The 21,489-nt window shown below is 69.3% G+C and carries 20 protein-coding genes and 1 pseudogene; 9 read left to right on the forward strand and 12 right to left on the reverse strand.

Annotated features, from left to right (window positions below):
* Positions 1-44 precede the first annotated feature (44 nt).
* Positions 45-470: a VOC family protein gene (locus GQ56_RS0125115; protein ID WP_031401264.1), complete on the reverse strand. Its 426-nt coding sequence runs from the start codon at positions 468-470 to the stop codon at positions 45-47.
* A gap of 112 nt (positions 471-582) precedes the next feature.
* Here GQ56_RS0125115 and GQ56_RS0125120 point away from each other — a divergent pair, with 112 nt between their 5' ends.
* Complete coding sequence (locus tag GQ56_RS0125120) at positions 583-1,482, forward strand: LysR family transcriptional regulator (protein WP_031401265.1); 900 nt, start codon at positions 583-585, stop codon at positions 1,480-1,482.
* Between the two features lie 16 nt (positions 1,483-1,498).
* Here GQ56_RS0125120 and GQ56_RS39565 read toward each other — a convergent pair.
* From GQ56_RS39565 to GQ56_RS0125135, 3 genes and pseudogenes are all read right to left on the reverse strand, one after another.
* Positions 1,499-1,910, reverse strand: a pseudogene (locus GQ56_RS39565) (hypothetical protein); the annotation flags it as partial.
* 161 nt (positions 1,911-2,071) lie between these two features.
* Complete coding sequence (locus GQ56_RS0125130) at positions 2,072-3,058, reverse strand: FecR domain-containing protein (protein WP_031401266.1); 987 nt, start codon at positions 3,056-3,058, stop codon at positions 2,072-2,074.
* A 3-nt stretch (positions 3,059-3,061) separates the two neighbouring features.
* Positions 3,062-3,571, reverse strand: a complete 510-nt coding sequence (locus GQ56_RS0125135) for a sigma-70 family RNA polymerase sigma factor (RefSeq protein ID WP_031401267.1) — start codon at positions 3,569-3,571, stop codon at positions 3,062-3,064.
* Positions 3,572-4,050: 479 nt separating this feature from the next.
* Between GQ56_RS0125135 and GQ56_RS0125140 the strand changes: the two genes are divergently transcribed.
* Entirely contained in the window at positions 4,051-5,211 is a 1,161-nt protein-coding gene (locus GQ56_RS0125140) for a porin (protein ID WP_031401268.1), read from the forward strand.
* Positions 5,212-5,648: 437 nt separating this feature from the next.
* On the forward strand, positions 5,649-6,905 hold the full coding sequence (locus tag GQ56_RS0125145) for a lytic transglycosylase domain-containing protein (protein WP_031401269.1): 1,257 nt from the start codon (positions 5,649-5,651) through the stop codon (positions 6,903-6,905).
* Between the two features lie 44 nt (positions 6,906-6,949).
* Here GQ56_RS0125145 and GQ56_RS0125150 read toward each other — a convergent pair whose 3' ends face one another.
* Positions 6,950-7,264 (reverse strand): hypothetical protein, encoded by a 315-nt coding sequence (locus GQ56_RS0125150; protein ID WP_031401270.1) that lies wholly within the window; start codon positions 7,262-7,264, stop codon positions 6,950-6,952.
* A 279-nt stretch (positions 7,265-7,543) separates the two neighbouring features.
* Positions 7,544-8,290: a MipA/OmpV family protein gene (locus GQ56_RS0125155; protein ID WP_031401271.1), complete on the reverse strand. Its 747-nt coding sequence runs from the start codon at positions 8,288-8,290 to the stop codon at positions 7,544-7,546.
* Positions 8,291-8,535: 245 nt separating this feature from the next.
* On the opposite strand from GQ56_RS0125155, the gene GQ56_RS0125160 reads away from it, so the two are divergent.
* Together GQ56_RS0125160 and GQ56_RS0125165 are read left to right on the forward strand one after the other, a co-directional pair.
* Positions 8,536-9,261, forward strand: coding sequence for a response regulator (locus GQ56_RS0125160; RefSeq protein WP_031401272.1), 726 nt, complete (start codon positions 8,536-8,538; stop codon positions 9,259-9,261).
* Positions 9,262-10,638 (forward strand): ATP-binding protein, encoded by a 1,377-nt coding sequence (locus GQ56_RS0125165; RefSeq protein ID WP_031401273.1) that lies wholly within the window; start codon positions 9,262-9,264, stop codon positions 10,636-10,638.
* A 107-nt stretch (positions 10,639-10,745) separates the two neighbouring features.
* Here the strand turns inward: GQ56_RS0125165 and GQ56_RS0125170 are convergent, their stop codons facing one another.
* Genes GQ56_RS0125170 through GQ56_RS0125185 form a run of 4 tightly spaced genes read right to left on the reverse strand, consistent with a single transcriptional unit; the run spans position 10,746 to position 15,658 of the window.
* Complete coding sequence (locus tag GQ56_RS0125170) at positions 10,746-11,786, reverse strand: FecCD family ABC transporter permease (protein WP_031401274.1); 1,041 nt, start codon at positions 11,784-11,786, stop codon at positions 10,746-10,748.
* Positions 11,783-12,778: an ABC transporter substrate-binding protein gene (locus tag GQ56_RS0125175; protein ID WP_031401275.1), complete on the reverse strand. Its 996-nt coding sequence runs from the start codon at positions 12,776-12,778 to the stop codon at positions 11,783-11,785. The genes GQ56_RS0125170 and GQ56_RS0125175 overlap by 4 nt, the downstream gene beginning before the upstream one ends.
* Entirely contained in the window at positions 12,775-13,551 is a 777-nt protein-coding gene (locus GQ56_RS0125180; RefSeq protein ID WP_031401276.1) for an ABC transporter ATP-binding protein, read from the reverse strand. Before GQ56_RS0125180 ends, GQ56_RS0125175 begins: the two co-directional genes overlap by 4 nt.
* A gap of 16 nt (positions 13,552-13,567) precedes the next feature.
* Positions 13,568-15,658 carry a TonB-dependent receptor gene (locus GQ56_RS0125185; RefSeq protein ID WP_031401277.1) on the reverse strand — a complete coding sequence of 697 codons (2,091 nt, stop codon included), beginning with the start codon at positions 15,656-15,658 and terminating at the stop codon, positions 13,568-13,570.
* Between the two features lie 697 nt (positions 15,659-16,355).
* Between GQ56_RS0125185 and GQ56_RS40235 the strand changes: the two genes are divergently transcribed.
* On the forward strand, positions 16,356-17,072 hold the full coding sequence (locus GQ56_RS40235; protein ID WP_052007327.1) for an OmpA family protein: 717 nt from the start codon (positions 16,356-16,358) through the stop codon (positions 17,070-17,072).
* A gap of 34 nt (positions 17,073-17,106) precedes the next feature.
* On the opposite strand, the gene GQ56_RS0125195 is transcribed toward GQ56_RS40235, so the two are convergent.
* Both GQ56_RS0125195 and GQ56_RS0125200 read right to left on the reverse strand, forming a co-directional pair.
* A complete protein-coding gene (locus GQ56_RS0125195; protein ID WP_031401279.1) occupies positions 17,107-18,015 on the reverse strand; it encodes a SphA family protein in 909 nt (302 codons plus the stop codon).
* A gap of 162 nt (positions 18,016-18,177) precedes the next feature.
* The gene (locus GQ56_RS0125200) at positions 18,178-19,101 is read right to left on the reverse strand and encodes a LysR family transcriptional regulator (RefSeq protein ID WP_031401280.1); all 924 of its coding nucleotides are present in this window, start codon (positions 19,099-19,101) and stop codon (positions 18,178-18,180) included.
* Between the two features lie 118 nt (positions 19,102-19,219).
* Between GQ56_RS0125200 and GQ56_RS0125205 the strand changes: the two genes are divergently transcribed.
* Genes GQ56_RS0125205 through GQ56_RS0125215 form a run of 3 tightly spaced genes read left to right on the forward strand, consistent with a single transcriptional unit; the run spans position 19,220 to position 21,475 of the window.
* On the forward strand, positions 19,220-20,101 hold the full coding sequence (locus GQ56_RS0125205; RefSeq protein WP_031401281.1) for an intradiol ring-cleavage dioxygenase: 882 nt from the start codon (positions 19,220-19,222) through the stop codon (positions 20,099-20,101).
* A complete protein-coding gene (locus tag GQ56_RS0125210) occupies positions 20,098-20,400 on the forward strand; it encodes a Dabb family protein (protein ID WP_031401282.1) in 303 nt (100 codons plus the stop codon). Before GQ56_RS0125205 ends, GQ56_RS0125210 begins: the two co-directional genes overlap by 4 nt.
* Positions 20,401-20,407: 7 nt before the next feature.
* Positions 20,408-21,475, forward strand: a complete 1,068-nt coding sequence (locus tag GQ56_RS0125215) for a maleylacetate reductase (protein ID WP_031401283.1) — start codon at positions 20,408-20,410, stop codon at positions 21,473-21,475.
* Positions 21,476-21,489: the final 14 nt, after the last annotated feature.

Below are 21,489 nucleotides of genomic sequence, written 5' to 3' on the forward strand. Positions count from 1 at the left end.
CGAAGCCGGCATTCTCGCACCCAACTTCGATCGGCGCAGCGCGGTTACTTCGCGAACAGTTGGCCGATGTCGCGGAACGCCTTGAATTCGAGCGCATTGCCGCACGGATCGAAGAGGAACATCGTCGCCTGTTCGCCGACCTGCCCCTGGAACCGCACGTACGGCTCGATCACGAACGTCACGCCGAACGACCTCAGCCGCTCGGCCAGCGCTTCCCAGCTCGCCCAGTCGAGCACGATCCCGAAATGCGGCACCGGCACGTCGTGGCCGTCGACGGCATTCGTGTGCGCGCTTTCCTGCGACGCGGTCTTCGGATGCGCATGGATCACGAGCTGGTGCCCGTAGAAGTCGAAGTCGACCCATTGCGCGCTCGAACGCCCCTCCTCCAGCCCGAACACGCGGCCGTAGAAATCGCGCGCGGCCGGCAGGTCGTAGACCGGGATCGCCAGGTGAAACGGGGAAAGACCCATGGTTGCCTCGTGATGGAACGCTCGCATGACGCGAGGACGGCACCATGGTAGACAACGTCGAGCAAAAATAAAATCAATATATAGTTGGCTGATTCACAAATGGAATCGATGAATGATCCGCGAACTGAAAACCCTCGTCGCGGTCGCCCGGGAAGGCACGTTCGCGGCGGCCGGCAACCGCATCGGGCTGACGCAGGCGGCCGTGAGCGCGCAGATGCAGCGTCTCGAAGCCGAACTCGGCTTCGCGCTGTTCGACCGGCAGGGCCGCTCGGCGCGCCTGAACGAGAGGGGCCATCACGTGCTCGACCAGGCGCAGGCGCTGATCGGCCTGTACGAGAGCCTGAGCTCGACGGCCCCCGGCTCGCCGGCCGCCGTGCGCGTCACGATCGGCGCGATCGCGTCGGTGCAGAACGCCCTGCTGCCGGCCGCGCTCGCCGATTTCCATCGCCGCCATCCGGCATGCCGCACGCGCGTGATACCGGGGCTGTCGATCGAACTGGTCAACCGGGTCGACGCGGGCGACATCGACATGGCCGCGATCATCCGGCCGCCGTTCGCGCTGCAAAGCGACCTGCACTGGACGACGCTCGCGCAGGAGCCGTTCCGGCTCATCGTGCCGCGCGGCGTGACGGGCAAGGACTGGGCCGCGCTGCTGGCAAGCGAGCCGTTCGTCCGCTACGACCGCGCCTCGTTCGGCGGCCGCCAGGTCGATCGCTTCCTGAAGAAGATGCACATCGCGGTGCGCGACACATGCGAACTCGACGAGCTCGATGCGATCGTCAAGCTGGTCGAGCACGGCGTCGGCGTCGCGATCGTGCCGCAGACCGCCGCGTATCGCCGCTGGCCGGCGGGTGTGCGCGCGATCGATCTCGGGCGCCACACGTTCCACCGCGACATCGGGCTCGTGCATCGCGCGCCGCACGCGATGTCCGAGCCGGCGCAGGCGCTCGCGCGGCTGATCGAAGCGGCGGCGCGGCGGCGCGGGTCGCCGCGGGCCGCGAGGCCGGCGTAAGCGTGCGCGCCGCCGCTCAGCGCCGCCCGGCCGCCCAGTCGACGGCCGCGTCGAACAGCGCGATCCCGGCCGGCGACAGGGTCGCGAACGTGTCGTTGTCGAGGAAGAACATCACGCGGCGGGCCGGCGCGAGCGCTTCGCAGTCCATCGTCGCGCCCTTCTCGTACGCGAAGATCGCGGCCTTCCCGGCTTGGCCGTACACGGTTGCGATCGTGATCGCGCCGAGCCCCGGCTCGCCCCGGCTCATCGGCGCCTGCCTGCCGCACACGTTCGTCGCGCCGGCCGGCAGCCCGGCCGAGATCCGGTGCGGCGCATCGACGAGCCACAGGCAGCGCTCCTGGCCCGTTTCGCCGAAGTCGACGTCATGACGCTTGCCCGTCATCGCGAGATCGTCGAGCAGGTCGTTTTCCCCAGGTCACGAGCGGCCCGGCATCGCGGGCGCAGCCGGGCGCGCGGCGGCGCCGATATGTGAGACGGATGGAAACCATGATCGGGAAGTCGGTGGACGATGGGCCAGTGCTGCTTTCACTTCCCATGTCACGCGAACCTCGAAAAACAGCTCGGGCCGGCGTCGATTTTTTCGCCACGCTTACGAGCGGGCCGGCACGACCGTCGCCCAGTAACGCGTCACGTAGCGGACGTCGATCGGCAACGTCGCCTTCAGCGTGTCGAGCACGCGCGCGGGATCGTCGAGCGGATAGGTCCCCGACACGCGCAGGTCGGCCACGGCCGCATCGCAGCGCAGGCTGCCGCGACGATAGCGGTCGAGCTCGGCGACGAGGTCCGCCAGCCGCATGTGCGACGCGACGAGCATGCCGTCGGTCCATGCGGACGCGTACGCATCGAGCGGCGCCGGCGCGCCGATCGCGGCGCGCGTGAAATCCGCGCCCTCGCCCGCCGCGATCATGCGCGTACCGGCCGCCGCATCGACGGGCCGCACGCGCACCGCGCCGGCGAACACCTCGAGATGCGTCGCGCCGTCGCGCTGCCGCACCGCGAAGCGCGTGCCGAGCGGCTGCAACTCGCCCTGCGCGGTCGCCACGACGAGCGGCCGCACGGGCGCGCGATCGTCGTGGCCGCTCGTCACCATGATCGTGCCGCGCAGCAGGCGCAGGCTGCGCACCGCATCGTCGAAGCGCACGTCGAGTGCCGTATCGGTATCGAGCACGACGACCGTGCGATCCGCGAGCGTCACCGTGCGCCGCTCCCCGAGCGCCGTGCGCAGGTCGGCCGGCCAGATCGCCGCGCGCCGCGCGGGCTCCGCCATCCATTCGGCACCGCCCGAGAACAGCAGGACGATCAGTACCTTGATGACCGCCTCGCGACGCCCCTCGCGCGCCGGCAACAGCGCCGCGCGCGCGGCCTGCGGGTCGAGCCCGGCCGCCGGCCGGCCGAACCCGCGCTGCATTGCTTCGATATGTCGCCATGCCGCGTCGTGCGCCGGATCCTCCGCGCGCCAGCGCGCGAGCGCGGCGACGAACGCGTCGTCGGTGCGGCCGGCCTGCCGGTCGACCCACCATTCGACCGCGCGGCGCGCAACGTCCTGCGGCACGGCCGGCGCTCCCGGGGCGGCCATCGGTCAGGCCGCCATCGCGAAGAAGCACTGCGTGCCGGCTTTCACGAGATAGCGCTTCGCCGTTGCGAGCGACACGCCGAGCTCGCTTGCGATCTCCGCCTGCGTGAGGCCGTCGAGCTGCGCAAGCAGGAACGCGCGCTTCGCCGCGAGCGGCAGGCCGTCGAGCATCCGGTCGATTTCGAGCAGCGTCTCGAGCACGACGGCCCGCTCCTCGGGCGACGGCGCATATGTCAGCGGGCGCTGCGCGAGCGCGTCGAGATACGCGCGCTCGATCTGCTCGCGCCGCCAGTGGTTGCTCGGCACGCGCTGCGCGACCGTCGTCAGGAGCGCGCGCGGTTCGTCCGCGCCGATCGGCTCGTCGCGCGCGAGCAGACGCATGAACGTGTCGTGCGCCAGATCGGCCGCGCGGTGCGCGCAACCGAGCTTCCGGCTCAGCCAGCCGCGCAGCCACGCGTGGTGGCCGACATGGAGGGCGTCGATTTCTCGATGGAGAGACAGCTTGTCAGCGGACATGGCCGGGTTCCGGAGGCGCAGGCGTCAACGATTTTGTAAATGCGAATGATTATTATATACAAAAGTAAGCTTGCGCCTGCGGTTTCGATGCGCGACGACGACGGTGCGGCGCGGCCGGCGACGCCACCGCGCCGTCGCGAGCGACGAGTCATGCCGCTAACACATCCCTTACAGCCCGGTCGATTCAATTCGTTCAATAATCATTTGACGGATCGATAACAATATTCCGGCCGCCGTCGTTTTCCCGGAAATCGCGGGAAATTATCTCGGGATCTGCAAGACCTCATTCAAAAATGGCGCAATGAAAAATCATTGATGCGCGATTTCCAACAATTCAAATCCTTCAATGGCGAATTCCGGAGGAGATCCCTGTCTTCGCCAGGCTACAAGAGAGAATTTCATTTTTGCCGTTTCAGGCGGCCTCGGTAGTCTCCTGCCATTCCGGATCACGAACACCAACGAATGCGCAAGGAGATGAAATGAAACGCACGGCCCTCTCGCTGATTTCGCTCGCGTCATGCGCGACGATACCCGTCGCACATGCGCAGTCGAGCGTCACGCTGTATGGCGTGATCGACACGTCGCTCACCTACGTGAACCATGCGCAGGGCAAGGACAACGCGTGGATGCTCGGCAACAGCAGCGCGGGCAACCTGGCAGGAAGCCGCTGGGGCGTGAAGGGCACCGAGGATCTCGGCGGCGGGCTGAAGGCGCTGTTCCAGCTCGAGGACGGCTTCGACCCGAGCAACGGCCGGCAGGGCCAGGGCGGCCGCCTGTTCGGCCGGCAGGCGTTCGTCGGCCTGACGAGCGACCGCTACGGCACGCTCACGTTCGGCCGCCAGTACGATCCGCTCATCGATCTCGTACAGGGCATCACCGCCGACAACACGCTCGGCAGCGTGTTCGCGACGGCGGGCGACGTCGACAACTACGACAACAGCTTCCGCGTCGACAACGCGGTGAAATTCACGTCGGCCGTGTATGGCGGCCTGCAGTTCTCGGCGATGTATTCGTTCGGCGGCATCGCCGGCAGCACGGGCGCCGCCAATTCGTATTCGGCTGCCGTGTCGTACAACAACGGGCCGTTCAGCGTCGCGGGCGGCTACTTCCACGCGACCAACAGCCCCGCGTCGAACGGCCTGCGCAGCGACTGGGCCAGCTCGTCGGACGGCACGTTCGACGGCCCGGTCAACAGCGGCTACGCGAGCGCGCACTCGATCGGCATCGCGCGCATCGCGGGCCAGTACGCCGCCGGCCCGTTCACGTTCGGCGTCGGCTACAGCAACGCGCAGTACCGCCGCGACGCCAGCTCGGCGTTCGGCTCGAACGAGCACTACGACACGGGGCAAGGCTTCGTGAACTACCAGGCGACGAACGCGCTGCTGGTCGGCCTCGGCTACAGCTACACACGCTCCGGCGGCGATACGTCGGCCACCTATCACCAGGTCTCGGCCGGCGCGGACTACACCCTGTCGAAGCGCACCGACGTCTACCTGAGCGCTGCGTATCAGCACGCAAGCGGCCGGACCGGCGACGGCCAGGGCGGCTCGATGGCCGCGCAGGCGTCGATCGGCTCGTACGGCTATGCGGGCACGAGCTCGCAGACGATGGTCAATCTCGGCCTGCGTCACCGCTTCTGATCCGCAACGGCCGGCCGCGCGGCCGGCCGGATCCGCGTCGAACGGCATGGCGGTTTCGGCCGCCGAGGGTTTTCGCACGGCCTTTCATTGCCCTTTTCCCTTTTATTGCTCTTTTCGGCCGTTGCCCTTTTCGGCCTGAAAACCGGTTGCCGTGAAATTTCCGACGTATTTGATTCAACCCGGTTTTCCCGGCACGCATGACCTTGTGCGCCGTTATTCCCGGCGCCGCCATTAAGCCGGCATTCGCCGAAACAACCGGGCATTCTTGCCGATTGCGCGTTGCCGCTCCCCTCACCGGACACGATTCCGATGCGTCGCAAGCGCACCGGCAAATGCAAAGGAAAGTTCGACGCGAGCCATTTACCTGCCCGCTATGGCAAACTTCGCGTCTGCGTAATTTCCTTGCACCGGGCGGCCGGATTCCGCCCCATCCTGCCATGCCGCGTCAGACCACCTGTTCGATCAGCCACGAAACGCTGAAAATCGCCTCGACGATCGCAATGTCGTGCGTGCTGCACGGCGTCGCGCGGGCCGATTGCCTCGACGACGCGGCCGCGTTCCAGCACGTGAGCGTCAGCCTGATGCGCGGGATCGCGCAGGTCGAATCGGGCATGAATCCGAACGCCGTCAACACCAACACCAACGGCACGGTCGACATCGGCCTGATGCAGATCAACAGCACGTGGCTGCCGACGCTCGCGCGCGAAGGCATCACGCGGGAAAGCCTGTTCGACGCATGCACGAATGCCTATGTCGGCGCATGGATCCTGTCGCAGAACATTCGCCAGCTCGGCCCGAACTGGAACGCAATCGGCGCGTACAACTCCGCGTCGCCCGACAAGCGCCTCGCCTATGCGCGCAAGGTCTATGATGCAATCCGGACCATGCCGGATTCGCCGGATACTCCCATGCCCATCCTTCCACCTTCCTTTACGCCGCCGCAGCAGGCACAGGCGTACAACCCGTTCGCGAGCCTGAGCGTGTCCGCCCCGCAGCAGATCACCCGCCCGCGCACGATCTCGCCGGCCGCGCCGCCCCCTCAACCGCCGCAGGGCGGCCCCGCCGGCCCGGCCGGCACGTACAACTTCGGATGGACGGTCACGGGGGCGGACCAGGCCAAGCCGACCCAGGTCTTCGACGACGGTGCGCGGATCTACGTGCAGTTCAGCGACATGAAGCACGTGCCGGCGATCTTCACCGAGACGTCGGCCGGGCGCGTGCTGATGTCGTGGGAACTGCAGTTTCCGTATGCCGTCCTGACGCGCCCCGCGCAAACGTTAATCTTCCAGCTCGGGCCGTTCGAGGCGCGCGCGCAGCGCGGCGCGGGCGGCGACGCCGGCATGACCGCTCAGGCCGGCGCGACCGGCGCGACGACGGCCGCGGGCGCCCCCGCGACGAAGAAGCCGGGCAACGCGGCAGCGAATGCGGCAACGACGACGGCGGCCAGTCCGCCGGCAAAACGCACGGCATCGGCCGATGCGCTGTGGTATCTGAATACGCCGTCGACGTCGGGAACGGCCACGACCGCGAACACGGCGAACACGCCGACGCCCTCGCCCGCGTCGAACGCGCCGGCCACATGGCCCACCGCGGTGACGTCAGCCACGCCGCCCGCCGCCACGCCCCAGGCGCCGGCCGCGACGCCGCCGGCCACGCGCGTCAGCACCGACGCGCTCTGGTATATCTCGAAGTAACCCGCGGGCCGGTACGACGGTCCCGTGCGCGCGGGCCCGGTTGCTCACCCGCGCCGCACCCAGATCACCTTGCCGTCGCGAATGCCGAGATTGCGGCGTTCCTGACGGTAGTCCATCGTCCCCGGCAACGCCTTGCCGTCCCGCTCGAGCACGCGCCACAGGCAGCCGTCCAGTTGCGCCGCCGCGTCCGCCTCGGTCGTTCCGACCAGCGCATCGTCCGGCCCCGCGTCCGCCTTGCACGCCTGCCCGCCATTCGTGGGCGGACCGCCCGCGCTCGTGTTCTTCGCGTCCATGTTCGCGCATCCCGCAAACGTTGCGCTCGCAACCAGTGCCGTCAGCATCGCGATCGTCTTCTTCATCGGTTTCTCCCTTTCGTGCCCGGCGGAACGCGGGCGATGCGCCGGCCGAGCGGGCGGCGCATGGGCGACGGCTGCCGTCGCACGAAGCCAGGTCGGCTCGGCGCACCCCGGCCGCGACTCCGGCATTTGAGCCGTAGCCGTAGCCGTAGCCGTAGCCGTAGCCGTAGCCGTAGCCGTAGCCGTAGCCGTAGCCGTAGCCGTAGCCGCCAGCATGTTACCGCACGCGGCACGGCGCCACGGTGCGTGCATGCGGCATGCGCGCCTGCCGCGGCAATCCGCTCAGAACTTGTAGGTGGCGCCGGCGATCCCGTAGTAGTTGCTGCGCGACTGGACGATCGGGCTGTCGCCGTAGCGGCCGAGCAGCCGGGTCACGCCGCCGGTCGCGTGCACGGACCAGTGCCGCGACAGCGTCCAGTTCCACGCGACCGCCATCGATGCGCTGTCGATCCCGCCGCTCGTCGAATACGGCCGGAACCGGCTCGTCATCGACTGTGCGTCGGTCACTCCGTAGAACGTCTGCGTGTAGCGCCCCGAGCCCGCGTGTACGGTACCCGTCACGACGATCTCGTGCTGCGAGGTCTTGAAGACGGGCACCGCGAGATCGACGTGGCCCGACACGCCGCGCGACGTGTGCGTCACCGGCGTATCGATCGTGACGCTCAGTTCGGCCGCGTCGAACAGCGTCACGCCCGCGCGCACGCCGACCAGCACCGAGCCCGGAATCCGGCCCATGCCCTTCAGGTAGTCGGAGCCCGGCAGGTCGAAGCGGTTTTCGTCCGCACGGCCGGCGTCGTAGCTCACGGCCGCCGACACGAACACGCCGTGCGGCAGGTTCAGCTTGTAGCCCGCCCCCTCGGTGCTGTCGATGAAGAAGCCGTTGCCGAAGAGCGCGGAGAACGACGGCGCGACGACGCCGCGATACTGGTTGCTGCCCTGGTAGCGCGGCGCGAAACCGCCCCCGAGCGACAGCGAATACTGGTTTTCCGCATGGGCGGCGGCGGCGAGGGTCAGCCCGGCAAGCGGCATGCAATAGCGGTAACGGCGAAGGATTGGGCGCACAATATTGAGATAAGAGTGACGGAGCCCGCAGTCTAGGTGCCGCCTTGCGCCAAGACTGTCCCGAATCTGCGCAGAATCTGTGCTCAATTGTGTTCGATTGTCCGAGATTGTCGTACCCGTCCCCCGGCCCTCCACGCGCCGGATAGAATTTGCGTGCCGCGCCGCCCTCCGCCTGCCGGGCGGTGAGATCGCGCGTGCATTCTGAGGAGACCATGAACGACAATCCGCTCAAATACCGCGTGCTGCTGATCGAGGACGACGACCGCCTCGCGCAGCTCGTCCGCGAATACCTCGACGGCTATGAATTCGCGGTGACGGTCGTACGGCGCGGCGACCTCGCCGTCGCCGCGGTGCGCGAGCACCAGCCGGCCCTCGTGATACTCGACCTGATGCTGCCGAACCTCGACGGGATGGAGGTGTGCCGGCGCATCCGCGCGTTCACCAATATCCCCGTGCTGATCCTCACCGCACGCGCGGATGTCTACGACCAGATCGCGGGCCTCGAGACGGGCGCCGACGATTACGTGACGAAGCCGATCGAGCCGCGCGTGCTCGTCGCGCGCGCCCGCGCGCTGCTGCGCCGCGCGCAGCCGGCCGCCGCGGAAGCGCCTGCCGTCGCACCCACGGCGCTGGTGTTCGGCGAGCTGACGATCTCGCCGCCGAACCGCACCGTCACCTGGCGCGGCGAGCCGGTCGACCTGAAGACCGCCGAATTCAACCTGCTGCTGATCCTCGCGCGCGCGGCCGGTACCGTGCTGAGCCGCGACGATATCCTGAAGCAGTTGCGCGGGATCGAGTTCGACGGGCTCGACCGCTCGGTCGATTCCGGCATCTCGAAGCTGCGCCGCCGTTTCGAGGATGCGTCGTCGGAGCCGCACAAGATCAAGACGATCTGGGGCCGCGGCTACCTGTTCAGCCCTTCCGCGTGGGACGAATAAATGCTGCGTCCGTTGATCAGGCTGTACCTCGTCGTGATCCTGTTCGTCGGCGCGTCGATCATGTTCATCCAGCTGACGTTCGACCGGATCTTCTACGAGCGCGTCGCGCAGGCGCAGCGCGACTCGCTGTCGACCTACGCGTTCGTGCTCAACGACTACCTCGAACGCCATCCGGGCGGGCAGCGCGCGCTTGCGCTGCGCGAACTCGCGCAACACGGCAACGAGGGATTCGGCTTCATGTCGATGCCCGCCGCCCGTGCGCAGCTGAGCGGCACGCCGCTGCGCGATCTCGATGCCGGCCGCATCGCGATCAGCTACAACGGCAAGGACTACTACATGCCGCTCGCCGACGGCTCCGTGCTGCACGCGCGGCCGAACGAAGCTCCCGATCTCGACATCAAGATCTACGCGTACCTGCTGCTCGCGCTCGGCACGCTGTTCGCGGTCGTGCTGTGGCTGCACTATCACTGGCGCGACCTGCGCAAGCTGCGGGACGCCGCGCACGCGTTCGGCGCCGGCACGCTGTCCACGCGCGTGAAGCTGTCGGGCAAGTCGAACATCTTCGAACTGTCGCAGCAGTTCAACGACATGGCCGAGCGCATCGAGGCGTCGATCAAGCAGCAGCGTGAAATGATGCACGGCATCTCGCACGAACTTAAGACGCCGCTCGCACGGCTCGAATTCGGGCTCGCGCTGCTCGCCGAACCCGACGAGACGGGCCGCATGCGCGAACGCCGCGACGCGCTGCGGCGCGACGTGCGCGAGCTCGACGAGCTCGTCACCGAATTGCTGACGATCGGCCGGCTCGAACAGGGGGCGAGCCAGCTCGCACCGATGGAAGTCGGCATCGATGCGCTGATCGACAGCGTCGCCGGCAGCGTCGCGAACGACGTTGCCGATCGCGGCATCGCGCTCGACGTGTCGACGCTCCACGCGCCCGCGACCCATGTGTGCGACCCGAAACTCGTCGCCCGCGCCCTGCTGAACCTGATCCGCAACGGCGCGCGCTATGCGTCGCGCACGGTGCTGCTCGCCGCCGAAAGCGACCGGGCCGGCGCGCTCGTGCTGAGCGTCGACGACGACGGCCCCGGCGTTCCGGTCGCCGAACGCGCCCGCGTGTTCGAGCCGTTCCAGCGGCTCGACTCCAGCCGCGACCGGCAGACCGGCGGATTCGGGCTCGGCCTCGCGATCGTGCGACGCGTCGCGCAGGTACACGGCGGCGACGTGCGGCTCGAGGATTCTCCGCTCGGCGGCGCACGCTTCGTGATCACGCTGCCCGCGCGAACACTGCCGGAAGGTCTCTTCGACGTGACGGGCGCGCTCGTCCATTCAAACGCGCCGGGCCGCGGTACGGGCACGGCCATGCCGCGGCCATAAAGCGTGCGACGGGCGCCGCTGCCGCCCTCGCTTGATCGCCTGATCGCCTGATCGCCTGATCGCCTGATCGCTTGAGCACCTGCCCCAAGCCGCCGCATGCGCCCCACTCACCGGCGCCGCAGCAGCGCGACGAAGAACAGGCTGCCGAACATCGCGGTGACGACGCCGATCGGCAGATCCTCCGGCGCCGCGAGCGTACGGGCGGCGACATCGGCCCACACGAGCAGGATCGCCCCCGTGAGCGCGGCCACCGGCAGCAGCCTGCCGTGCTCGGCGCCGACGACGCGACGGCACAGATGCGGCGTCACGAGCCCGACGAAGCCGATCGCGCCGCTCACCGCGACCATCGCCCCCGTCGCGAACGACGCGACGACGAACACCTCGCGCCGCATCCGCGCGCTCGGCACGCCGAGCGCGGCCGCCGCGACATCGCCCGACATCAGCGCGTTCAGTTCACGACGCCGCGCGTACAACGCGCCGCCGGCAAGCACCGCGCACACGGCCGGCACCGGCAGCAGATCCCAGCGCGCGAGCCCGACGCCGCCGAGCATCCAGAACAGCACCGACGACGCGGCGCGCTGATCGCCGAGATACAGCAGCAGGTTGCCGAACGCGGCCATCATGAACGACACCGAGACGCCCGCGAGCAGCAGCCGGTCCGATTCGAGCCGGCCGCGCCGGTAGGCGAGCGCGACGACGCAGGCGGTCGCCGCGAGCGCACCCGCAAAGGCGGCGGCCGACAGCGTAAACGGGCCGAACGCCGCCCCGGCCAGCACCGTGACCGCGACGGCGCCGAGCATCGCGCCCGCGCTCACGCCGAGCAGGTGCGGATCGGCCAGGCGGTTCGCGGTCGCCGCCTGCAACGCGACGCCGACCGCCGCCAGCGTCGCGCCGACGATCGCGGCCAGCAGCGCGCGCGGCATGCGGATCAGCCACACGATGCTGTCGTCGCCCGCGGCGGCCGCGAACCCGCCGGCCGCGCCGAACGCCGACGCGACGTGCGCGGCGACGATCCGCACGGCAGCCGGCATCGCGATCGGCGCCGGCCCGAACGCGGCCGACGCGACGATCGATACGGCCAGCAACAACGCCAGCGCAGCCACCGTCGTGCGCAGGCCGGGCCGCGTCGCCCGCACCGGCACGCTCATCGCGCCGGCCCGGCGAACGCGGCCGGATAGAAAGCGCGCGCGAGCGTCTCGACGGCCGCGACGTTCTCGGGGCCCGGCGTCGCCGCATCGTACGGAACCACGACGAAACGCCGGTCGCGAATCGCGGCCACGCGCGCGAGCGACGGCTGGCTCAGCAGGAACTGCTGCTTCTGCCCGGCCGTCACCGCCGAGTAGTCGACGATCACGATCACCTGCGGATCGCGCGCGACCACGCTTTCCCAGCTCACCTGCGTCCAGCTGCGCGGCACGTCGTCCATCACGTTGCGCGCGCCGGCCGCCGTCAGCAGCGCGGTCGGCATCGCGAGCCCGCCTGCCGTCATCGGCTTGTCGGTGCCGCTGTCGTAGACGAACACGCGCAGCGGCGCCGGGCGCCCGATCGCGCGCGACACCGCCGCGAGACGCGCACGCATCGCGGCGACGACCTGCGCGGCGCGCGCCTCCACGCCGAAGATCCGGCCGAGATTGTCCAGGTCGCGAAACACGTCGTCGAACGACGCGGCCGACTGCTTCATCACGTGCGAACACGATTCGGTCAGCTCATACGTCCGGATGCCGAACGGCGCGAGGGTCGCGGGCGTCACCGGTCCGCCGACGTGCATCCCGTAGTTCCAGCCGGCGAGATAGAAGTCGGCGCGCGCGGCGGCCAGCACCTCGAGCGACGGATACTGGCTCGCCAGTTCGGGCACGCCGCGCAGCGCAGCGCGCACGTGCGCGGTGCCCGTCTTCCAGCCCCCGATGCCCGTGTAGCCGACGAGCCGGTCCTTCAGGCCCAGCACGAGCATCATCTCGGTCAGGTTGACGTCGTTGCTGACCGCGCGCGACGGCGCGCGCTCGAACGTCACGTCGCGATCGCAGCTGCGCACGGTGACGGGATATGCCGCCGCGTGAACGGCGGCGCAACCGAGCGCCGCGGCAACGAGCAGCCGGCGGGATACGGCGGACAAGGCGGGAAAGCAGAGCATGGCGGTCATTCCGGATGAAGCGGCGTGATGCGCGGCCGGCCCGTGACGGGGTGGCGGTCGACGAGCGCGGCGACGCCGAACACGTCGCGCAGCAGCGCGTCGGTCAGCACGTCGGCCGGCGCGCCGGACGCGACGATCCGGCCGTGCGCGAGCACGTGGAGCCGGTCGCAATACGCGGCCGCGAGATTGAGGTCGTGAATCGTCGCGAGCGTCGCGATGCGCAGGCGTCGCACGCGCGCGAGCAGTTCGAGCTGATGCCGCAGGTCGAGGTGATTGGTCGGCTCGTCGAGCAGCAGCAGCTCGGGCTGCTGCGCGAGCGCGCGGGCCAGCAGCGCGCGCTGCTTCTCGCCGCCCGACAGCGACGCGAAACGCTGCGCGCGACGCTCGACGAGACCGACGTCGCGCAGCGCGGCGTCGACGATCCGGCGATCGTCCGCCGATTCCCCGTCGAGTGCCCGCTGGTGCGGCGTGCGGCCCATGCCGACCAGCTCGTCGACCGTCAGCCCGAAATCGTCCGGCGTCTCCTGCTGCAGCACCGCGATGCGCTGCGCGACCGCGCGCGGCCGCATGCGCCACACGTCCCGGGCGTCGAGCGCGACGCGGCCCGCATCGGGCCGGGCGTAGCGGAACACGCAGCGCAGCAGGCTCGTCTTGCCGCTGCCGTTCGGGCCGATCAGCCCGACGAACTCGCCTTCGGCCACGCTCAGCGTCACCGAATCGAGCACGGCGACCGCGCCGCCGGGGGACCAGCTCACGCGTTCGATGTCGAGCATGTGCGCCACGGGATCTTCGCCTCGCTCAGAAACGCATCGTCGCGACGAGCTCCGCCGAGCGCGACGGGCCGAGCAGCCATTGCTCGCCGCCGTTCGACGTCGTCACCGCATACGTGCGGTTCGCGAGATTGCGCAGGTACAGCGCCAGCTCGGTGCGCGACGTCGGCTGCCAGCGCAGCGATGCGTCGAACACCGTGTACGACGGCACCTGCACGCGGTTCGCGTCGTCGCCGTACGTCGCGCCGACGTAGCGCATGCCCGCATTCGCCTGCCAGCGCTCGGCGAACGCCCAGCCGAGCCACAGGTTCGCCGTCTGCTGCGGCACGCCGGACGGCACGTTGCCGGCGCGCGACACGATCGCGCCGCCGACCTTCTGGTCGAACACGTCGTAGCGCGCGCGCAGCAGCGCGACGTTCGCATCGATCGTCCAGCCGTACGGCAGCCGGGCGCCGCCCGTCAGTTCGGTGCCGCGCGACGACTGCCTGCCGACCTGCTGGCGCAGCGCCGGATTGAACGGATCGGTGCTGAGCAGGTTGCGCTTCGTGATGTCGTATACGGCGAAGGTCCAGTACGCACGGCCGTCGAGCAGCGTCTGCTTGACGCCCGCTTCCCACTGTTCGCCGGTCGCGAGCCGGTAACCCGCCTGCGACGCGGACAGCGTCACGAGCGAGCCGAGCCCCTCCGCGCCCGTGGTGTACTGCGCATACGCGCTGAGCGTCGGCGCGACCTCGAGCACGAAGCCCGTGCGCCAGCCGACGTTCGCGAATCGCTTGTCGAAGCCGGCGCCGGTGGCCGCCTGCTCGCGGCTGAACGCGATGTGGTCGTAACGCAGGCCGCTCACCCACGCGAGCCGCGGCAGCACCTCGAGCCGGTTCTCGGCGAACACCGCGGCCTGCCGCGCCCGCGTGCTGAACTGCGGCACCGTCGGGTCGGGGCTCGCGAACACGCCGGGATCGAAGCCGTGCGCGGCCACGGTCGATTCGCCGCCATACGGCGAATTGTTGGTGCCGTCGAACGTGATCTGGCTGAATTCCGTCCCCACGACGAAGCGGTTCGCGCGGCCGAACAGCGTGCCGTCGACGCGCGCGCTCAGCCGGTCGCCGATCTGCCGCTGGTGGTGGCCGATGTCGAGATAGTCGCTGCGCGTCACCTGTCCGGTGGCGGGTTCGAGCGCATACGATTCCGCATTGCGCCAGTGGCGGTTCGACGTCAGGTAGTAGAGCTGGTTGTCGATCGTCACGCCCGCCGTCGGCCGGTAGCTCGCCGACAGTCGCGTCCACTGGTCGTAGTACGCAATCGTCGCATCGCCGACGTTGTAGTTGAGCTTGCGCAGCGACGGATCGAGCACGCCGTTCGGCGCCGGCACGCCGTAGTACGTCGCCGGCATCTGGCGGCCGTAGTCGTAGTCGAGCGTCAGCGTGAAGCGCGGGCTCACGTCGAACTTCAGTGCGCCGCCGACCGCCGTCGTATGCGTGTCGGCACGCGCCGCGAGGCCGTTGGCGCGCGCATCGCTCGCGTAGAAACGGTACGACAGCCGCGGGCCGAGCGCGCCCGTCGTGTCGACCGCGACGCGCTTCGCACCGTCGGGGCCGACACCGACCTGCAGCGTCGTCTCGCGGGCGCGCTGCGGCCGCTTCGGCACCACGTTCACGACGCCGCCGATCGCCCCTTCGCCGTACAGCACCGACGCCGGGCCGCGCAGCACCTCGATGCGCTCGACCGACCAGGTATCGAACGGAAACGTGATCGTGCCGGCGGCCGGCATGAGCCGCACGCCGTCCAGCAGCGTCATCACCGATTCCTGCCCGCTGAAGCCGCGCACGCTCAGTGCGGTGCCGCCGGTGCCCGGCGCCATCGCGCTCGCAAAACCGGCCGTGCGCGTGACCGCGTCGAGCACCGTGCGATCGCCGCGCGCCTCGATCGTGTCGGCCGTCACCGTCTCGACGCTCGCGGGCGTGTCGAGGCTCGCGAGCCCGAGCCGCGAGCCCGTTTCGAGCGGCAGCGTCAGCGGATCGGGCGGCGCCGCGCGCGCGGCGACGCTGATGGCGGGCAGCGTGTGGCGTTCGTCCGGCGCCGGCGCCGCCGTTTCGGCGGCCAGCGCGCCGGAGGTCGCCATCGCGCAACCCAGCAGGGTCGCGCATCCGTGCGCGGCGTGCGCGCGCCAGCCCCCGTCGTCGCGACGCGACGGGGCATGCCGTCGTGCGTCGCGAGTCCGCATGTGTTTCGTCTTCGTCACTTCGTATCGGTCGTCGTGTGGTTCCATCGCCTGCGGCCTGGCCTCCCCTGCAACCGCGGCCAGCCGGCGACGCAAACGTCGGATGATACGTTATATCAAGTGAATCGTCAGGGTTTTGTCAGGAATCGCGGCCCGATGCGCCCGGTGTAACCGCGAACATGCATCGCCCTATCAGTTTCGCTGCAATCGTTCAGTACTCCAGCACACTTTCAAACGATTCCCGTACCCCGGGGAATGGACTGGCAGCGCCCCGGATGCGCATCGCTGCCGACAACGACGACGCCGCACATGCGATACCGGAATCGCACGCACCCGTCCGGCATGCGACTCGCGGCCCCTGCGCGAGGGCCCCGCCGCATCCGCCGCATTACGCCCCGTTACCCCGCCGGACGCCACCCGCATCGCATCGAGCCGCGCCCGCGCGGCGCCTGCCCGCTCCCGCCGGCCGAATTCCGCGGCGACGTTTGCTTACACACCGCAAAGGCTTTTCATCATCGACCCCGTTAGCCTTGAATCACCGCGCAAACGATCGTTCCGCGCCACCCGATCCAACCTTCGATACGCTGGACTGCTCATCATGAAAACACTCACCGCCCGTCGCGAAGCAAGCGCCCCGTACCGTCGCATCGCATTCATGCTGGCCGCCTGCGGCGCCGTCGTGGCAGCCTGGTGCGGCGACATCGCGCCGGCCGCCGCGCAAGTCGTGGTGCTCGCGCCGCCCGCGCCGGTCTATGAAGCCGCACCGGCGCCGCGCGCCGGCCATGCCTGGGCACACGGCTACTGGGGCTGGCAATACGGCCGCTACGTCTGGGTGCCCGGCCACTGGAACGAGGTCGAACGCCGAGTCGTGGTCGCGCCGCCCGCCCCGCCGGTCGCCCCCGTCGCGCAGGTGATGCGGCTGTCCGCCGACGCGCTGTTCGCGTTCGATCGCGGCGACCTCGCCGACATCCTGCCGGGCGGTCGCGCCGACATCCGCGAGATCGCGGCGAAGCTGAACGCCACCCGCATCGGGCGCATCGAAGTGCGCGGCTACACCGACCGGCTCGGCGCGTCGGCGTACAACCAGCAGCTGTCGCAGCGGCGCGCGGACGCGGTGAAGGCGCTGCTCGTCGAGCAAGGCATTCCGGCCGACCGCATCGACGCGCGCGGGCTCGGCGAACAGGATCCGATCACGCAGTGCACCGACAATCAGTCGCACGATCGCCTGGTCGCGTGCCTGCAACCGGATCGCCGCGTCGAGATCGTGACGTTCGCGCACACGGACGACCGCTACGCGCCGCCGCCGCGGTCGTGACGCGCGCCGCGCCCGGCCGGCGCGGCGAACCCGCCTACAGCGGAAAGCTGAACTGCACCCACAGCTTGTCGCCCTGCGACCGGTTGCGCACCGCGAACTCGTGCTGGTACTTCACGACCACACCCGAAGCCGGCCCCCACATGTAACGCAGTTGCGGGCCGATGGCGACCGACTGTCCGCGAAAGCCGTCCGACGCGACCTTCACGCCGTCCTGCGTATCGTCCGTGAACTGCTTCAGCACCGTGCCCTGCACGCCGAGCTGCACGCGCCGGTCGATCGAATAGCCGATCAGGTAGTCGAGCACCGCCACTGCGCCCGAGTGGTACTGCGTCGCGTGGTTCGGCGAATTCAGCTCCAGCAGCGTGGTCGTCGAGATCTCCCAGTCGCGGCCCGGAAACCACGTCGTGCTGACGTACGGCAGGAACGCATAGGTGTTCAGCCCCGGGTTCGCGATCCGGTTCACCGCATACGCGCCGGTCGGCACCGCGAACGACGGCGAGAAGAACGCGAAGAAGGTCTTCGATGCGTTCGCGTAGTTGATCATGAGCGGCTCGAGGATCACGTCGCCGAGCGACGTATGATTGCCGGTGCCGCCCGGCGTCGACAGGTGCAGATGCACGATCGGCACGATCGCGCTGCTCGACAGCGAGAACGGCCCGAGCGTCGCGTCCCAGGTATGGACGACGCGCGGCGTTTCCGCGACCAGGCTCAGGTGGAAACCCGGCACCGCGCTGCCGCCGTCCGGCCCGGCGAAGCGGTTCGACGTGTAGTAAAGCGAATAGTTGAAGTACTGCGTGCCGCCCGGCGGCGGCAGCAGCCCGTTCATCACCGTGTTGACGCCGAACGGATAGCTGATCTGCCCGCCTTCGGTAGCCGATGCCGGAACGTGAACGGCTCCGGCGATCAGGAGTGCCAACGGCACCCGTCGCAATGCGTGTTTCATGTCGTCTCCAAACCGGATTGTTGTCGTGTGATCGCGAGCCGCACACTGCCGGCCCGGGGAGACGGAATGTAAAACGCCAGGCGGCGGCGAAAAAGCCGACGCCCGGGAGAACAGTTCTCCGTTACGCGGAGAAATGGGCCGCGGTGCGGCGCGGGCGCGCGCTCAGCCGCCGACTTCCTGCCATTTGCGCGCGAGGCCGAGGCGCTCGAAGCGCTCGATCAGGAACTCGGTGAAGACGCGGATCTTCGCCGGCTGGTGACGGCGGCTCTGGTACGCGATATTGACGGTCAGCGCCGGCAGTTGCCAGTCGGTGAGCACCGGCACCAGCTTGCCCGCGACGATATCGTCGTGAATGATGTAGAGCGGCTGGATCAGGATGCCGAAGCCGGCGAGCGCGGCCGCGCGGATCACCTGCCCTTCGTTCGCATCGAGCACGCTCTTGATCGTGACCGACTGCTTCTTCGCGCCCTGGCGAAAATGCAGCACGTACGGATCGTTCGCGAGGTTGTAGACCAGCATCCGGTGGGAGCCCAGCGCGTCGGGGGTCGCGGGCGCCCCGTGCTTCGCGAGATACCCGGGCGACGCGGCCAGCACGCGCCGCGTCTCGGCGAGCTTGCGCACGGTGATGCCCGAATCGGCCTCGTGCTCGCGCGTGCGGATCGCCACGTCGATGCCGGCCTCGATGAAATCCGGATAACGGTTCGCCGCGACGATCTGCACGTTCAGGTTCGGGTAACGCCGATGAAACTCGGGCAGCGCCGGCGCGATGTAGATCGACGCGAACGACACCGATGCCGTCACCCGCAGCGTGCCGGCCGGATTGACGCTCGCCTCGTTGACCGCCGCGTCCGCCTCCGACATCTCCGTCAGGATCGCCACGCAGCGCCGGTGGTACTCGTGCCCCGCATCCGTCAGCCACAGACGGCGCGTGGTCCGCTCCACGAGCCGCGCCGCCAGGCGCTCCTCCAGCGCGTTCAGGCAGCGGCTCGCCGCCGCGCTCGACATGCCGAGCCGCTCGGCGGCCTTCGACAGGCTGCCCAGTTCGGCCACCTGCACGAAAAATTCGATCTGCGTCCACTTGTCCATACGTCCGATTATTCCACCCAGCGGAGAACAAAACTCCTTTCAACCATCTTTTTTACGGCTTCGGGAGGAATTAATGTTACGTCAACGCGCCATCGAACGACATCAGGAGACAACCCCAATGCGCAATCTCAACGAAGACACCATCACGCAGGCCGTGATCGCGTCGCTGCGCGGCTGCCGCGACGAGCGGCTGCGCACCGTGATGACCAGCCTGGTCCAGCACCTGCATTCGTTTGCCCGCGACACCCGGCTCACCGAAGCCGAATGGCAGGCCGCGATCGGGTTCCTGACGGCGGTCGGCCACATCACCGACGACAAGCGCCAGGAGTTCATCCTGCTGTCCGACGTGCTCGGGCTGTCGACGCTCGTCACCGCGCAAAACCATGCGAAACCGGCCGGCTGCACGGAGGCGACCGTCTTCGGCCCGTTCTACGTCGAAGGCAGCCGCGAGTTCGGGATGTTCGACGACATCGCGAACGGCGCGTGCGGCGCGCCCTGCTTCGTAGCGGGCCATGTGCGCGGCATCGACGGCACGCCGGTGCCGCACGCGTCGCTGGAAGTCTGGCAGGCCGACGAGGACGGGCACTACGACGTGCAGTTGCCGGCCGACGACGGGTCCGTCACGCATCGCGCGCGCGGCCGGCTGCGGACCGGCGCGGACGGCCGTTACGCATTCCGCTCGATCCTGGCCGAGCCGTATCCGATCCCGCACGACGGCCCCGTCGGCGCGATGCTCGAGGCGCTCGGCCGCCATCCGTGGCGCCCCGCGCACCTGCATTTCATGATCGAGGCGCGCGGCTACGAAACGCTGATCACGCACGTGTTCCGCGACGGCGACCGCTATCTCGACTCGGATGCGGTGTTCGGCGTCCGCTCGACGCTCGTCGCCGACTGGGTCCGGCACGCGCCGGGCACCGCGCCCGACGGCTCGCGCATGGACACGCCGTTCTACACGCTCGATTACGACTTCGTGCTGAATCCGTCGGAGCGTGCCGCATGATCCGCCACGTCGTGATGTGGAAGGTTGCCGGCGAGACCGATCGCGAGCGCGCGGCGGCGCGCACCGACGTGAAGGCGGCCTTCGAGAGCCTGCGCGGCCGGATTCCGGGCATGACGCACCTCGAGGTCGGCGCGGATTTCAGCGCGGCCGACTACGCGTGCGATCTCATTCTCGTGGCCGAATTCGAATCGCGCGCGGCGCTCGACGCCTATGCGAAGCACCCTGAACACGAACGCGTGCGCGATGCGCTGACGGGCTTGCGCATCGCGCGCCACCAGGTCGACTACGCAACGGAGTAACGGCGACATGAACTTCATCTACCAGGCGCGTCCCGCACGCGTGATCTTCGGCGCGGGCAGCCTGCAGCATCTCGAACGCGAAGTGCTGGAACTGGGTGCGCAGCGTGCGCTCGTGCTCTGCACGCCCGAGCAGCGCGACCTCGCGCAACGCATCGTCGAGCGCCTCGGCGCGCGCGCCGCCGGGCTGTACGACCGCGCGACGATGCACGTGCCGATCGAAATCGCCCGGGACGCCCAGGCCTTCGCCCGGTCGCACGAGGCCGACTGCGCGATCGCGATCGGCGGCGGCTCGACGATCGGCCTCGGCAAGGCGATCGCGCTCGAAAGCAGCCTGCCGATCCTCGCGATCCCGACGACATACGCGGGCAGCGAAATGACGCCGATCTACGGCCTGACCGAAGGCGGCGTGAAGCGCACGGGTTCCGATGCGCGCGTGCTGCCGAAAACGGTGATCTACGATCCCGAGCTCACCGTCACGCTGCCCGTCGAGCTGTCGGTGACGAGCGGCATCAACGCGATCGCGCACGCGGCGGAAGGCCTGTACGCGAGCAACGCGAATCCGGTCATGAGCCTGATCGCGGAAGAAGGCATCCGCGGTCTTGCGCGCGGCCTGCCCGGCGTGCGCAGAAACGCCGCCGATCCCGGCGCGCGCAGCGATGCGCTGTACGGCGCGTGGCTGTGCGGAATGGTGCTCGGCAACGTCGGCATGGCGCTGCATCACAAGCTGTGCCACACGCTCGGCGGCAGCTTCAATCTTCCGCATGCGCAGACCCATACGGTCGTGCTGCCGCACGCGCTCGCGTACAACGCGGCGCACGCGCCGGACGCGCTGCAGCGCATCGCCCGTGCGCTCGGCACGACCGACGCGGCGTACGGCATCCATGCGCTGGCGCGCGACAACGGCGCCCCGGTCTCGCTGAAGGCGATCGGCATGCAGGAGGCCGACCTCGACCGGGCGGCCGATCTCGCGGCCGCCAACCCGTACTGGAACCCGCGTCCGATCGAACGCGACGGCCTGCGCGCGCTGCTGCAGGACGCCTTCGACGGCAGCCCGCCCCGCCCGGCCGTGCGCTGACCCCGACGCACCCC

It is taken from the genome of Burkholderia paludis (assembly GCF_000732615.1).
GTDB classification, from domain to species: Bacteria; Pseudomonadota; Gammaproteobacteria; order Burkholderiales; family Burkholderiaceae; genus Burkholderia; species Burkholderia paludis.

What these genes read in the sequence shown, in the direction of transcription:
- GQ56_RS0125115 (WP_031401264.1), bottom strand. Translation starts at nt 470, where the DNA reads ATGGGTCTTTCCCCGTTTCACCTGGCGATCCCGGTCTACGACCTGCCG.
- GQ56_RS0125120 (WP_031401265.1), top strand. Translation starts at nt 583, where the DNA reads ATGATCCGCGAACTGAAAACCCTCGTCGCGGTCGCCCGGGAAGGCACG.
- GQ56_RS0125130 (WP_031401266.1), bottom strand. Translation starts at nt 3,058, where the DNA reads ATGGCCGCCCCGGGAGCGCCGGCCGTGCCGCAGGACGTTGCGCGCCGC.
- GQ56_RS0125135 (WP_031401267.1), bottom strand. Translation starts at nt 3,571, where the DNA reads ATGTCCGCTGACAAGCTGTCTCTCCATCGAGAAATCGACGCCCTCCAT.
- GQ56_RS0125140 (WP_031401268.1), top strand. Translation starts at nt 4,051, where the DNA reads ATGAAACGCACGGCCCTCTCGCTGATTTCGCTCGCGTCATGCGCGACG.
- GQ56_RS0125145 (WP_031401269.1), top strand. Translation starts at nt 5,649, where the DNA reads ATGCCGCGTCAGACCACCTGTTCGATCAGCCACGAAACGCTGAAAATC.
- GQ56_RS0125150 (WP_031401270.1), bottom strand. Translation starts at nt 7,264, where the DNA reads ATGAAGAAGACGATCGCGATGCTGACGGCACTGGTTGCGAGCGCAACG.
- GQ56_RS0125155 (WP_031401271.1), bottom strand. Translation starts at nt 8,290, where the DNA reads ATGCCGCTTGCCGGGCTGACCCTCGCCGCCGCCGCCCATGCGGAAAAC.
- GQ56_RS0125160 (WP_031401272.1), top strand. Translation starts at nt 8,536, where the DNA reads ATGAACGACAATCCGCTCAAATACCGCGTGCTGCTGATCGAGGACGAC.
- GQ56_RS0125165 (WP_031401273.1), top strand. Translation starts at nt 9,262, where the DNA reads ATGCTGCGTCCGTTGATCAGGCTGTACCTCGTCGTGATCCTGTTCGTC.
- GQ56_RS0125170 (WP_031401274.1), bottom strand. Translation starts at nt 11,786, where the DNA reads ATGAGCGTGCCGGTGCGGGCGACGCGGCCCGGCCTGCGCACGACGGTG.
- GQ56_RS0125175 (WP_031401275.1), bottom strand. Translation starts at nt 12,778, where the DNA reads ATGACCGCCATGCTCTGCTTTCCCGCCTTGTCCGCCGTATCCCGCCGG.
- GQ56_RS0125185 (WP_031401277.1), bottom strand. Translation starts at nt 15,658, where the DNA reads ATGGCGACCTCCGGCGCGCTGGCCGCCGAAACGGCGGCGCCGGCGCCG.
- GQ56_RS40235 (WP_052007327.1), top strand. Translation starts at nt 16,356, where the DNA reads ATGAAAACACTCACCGCCCGTCGCGAAGCAAGCGCCCCGTACCGTCGC.
- GQ56_RS0125195 (WP_031401279.1), bottom strand. Translation starts at nt 18,015, where the DNA reads ATGAAACACGCATTGCGACGGGTGCCGTTGGCACTCCTGATCGCCGGA.
- GQ56_RS0125200 (WP_031401280.1), bottom strand. Translation starts at nt 19,101, where the DNA reads ATGGACAAGTGGACGCAGATCGAATTTTTCGTGCAGGTGGCCGAACTG.
- GQ56_RS0125205 (WP_031401281.1), top strand. Translation starts at nt 19,220, where the DNA reads ATGCGCAATCTCAACGAAGACACCATCACGCAGGCCGTGATCGCGTCG.
- GQ56_RS0125210 (WP_031401282.1), top strand. Translation starts at nt 20,098, where the DNA reads ATGATCCGCCACGTCGTGATGTGGAAGGTTGCCGGCGAGACCGATCGC.
- GQ56_RS0125215 (WP_031401283.1), top strand. Translation starts at nt 20,408, where the DNA reads ATGAACTTCATCTACCAGGCGCGTCCCGCACGCGTGATCTTCGGCGCG.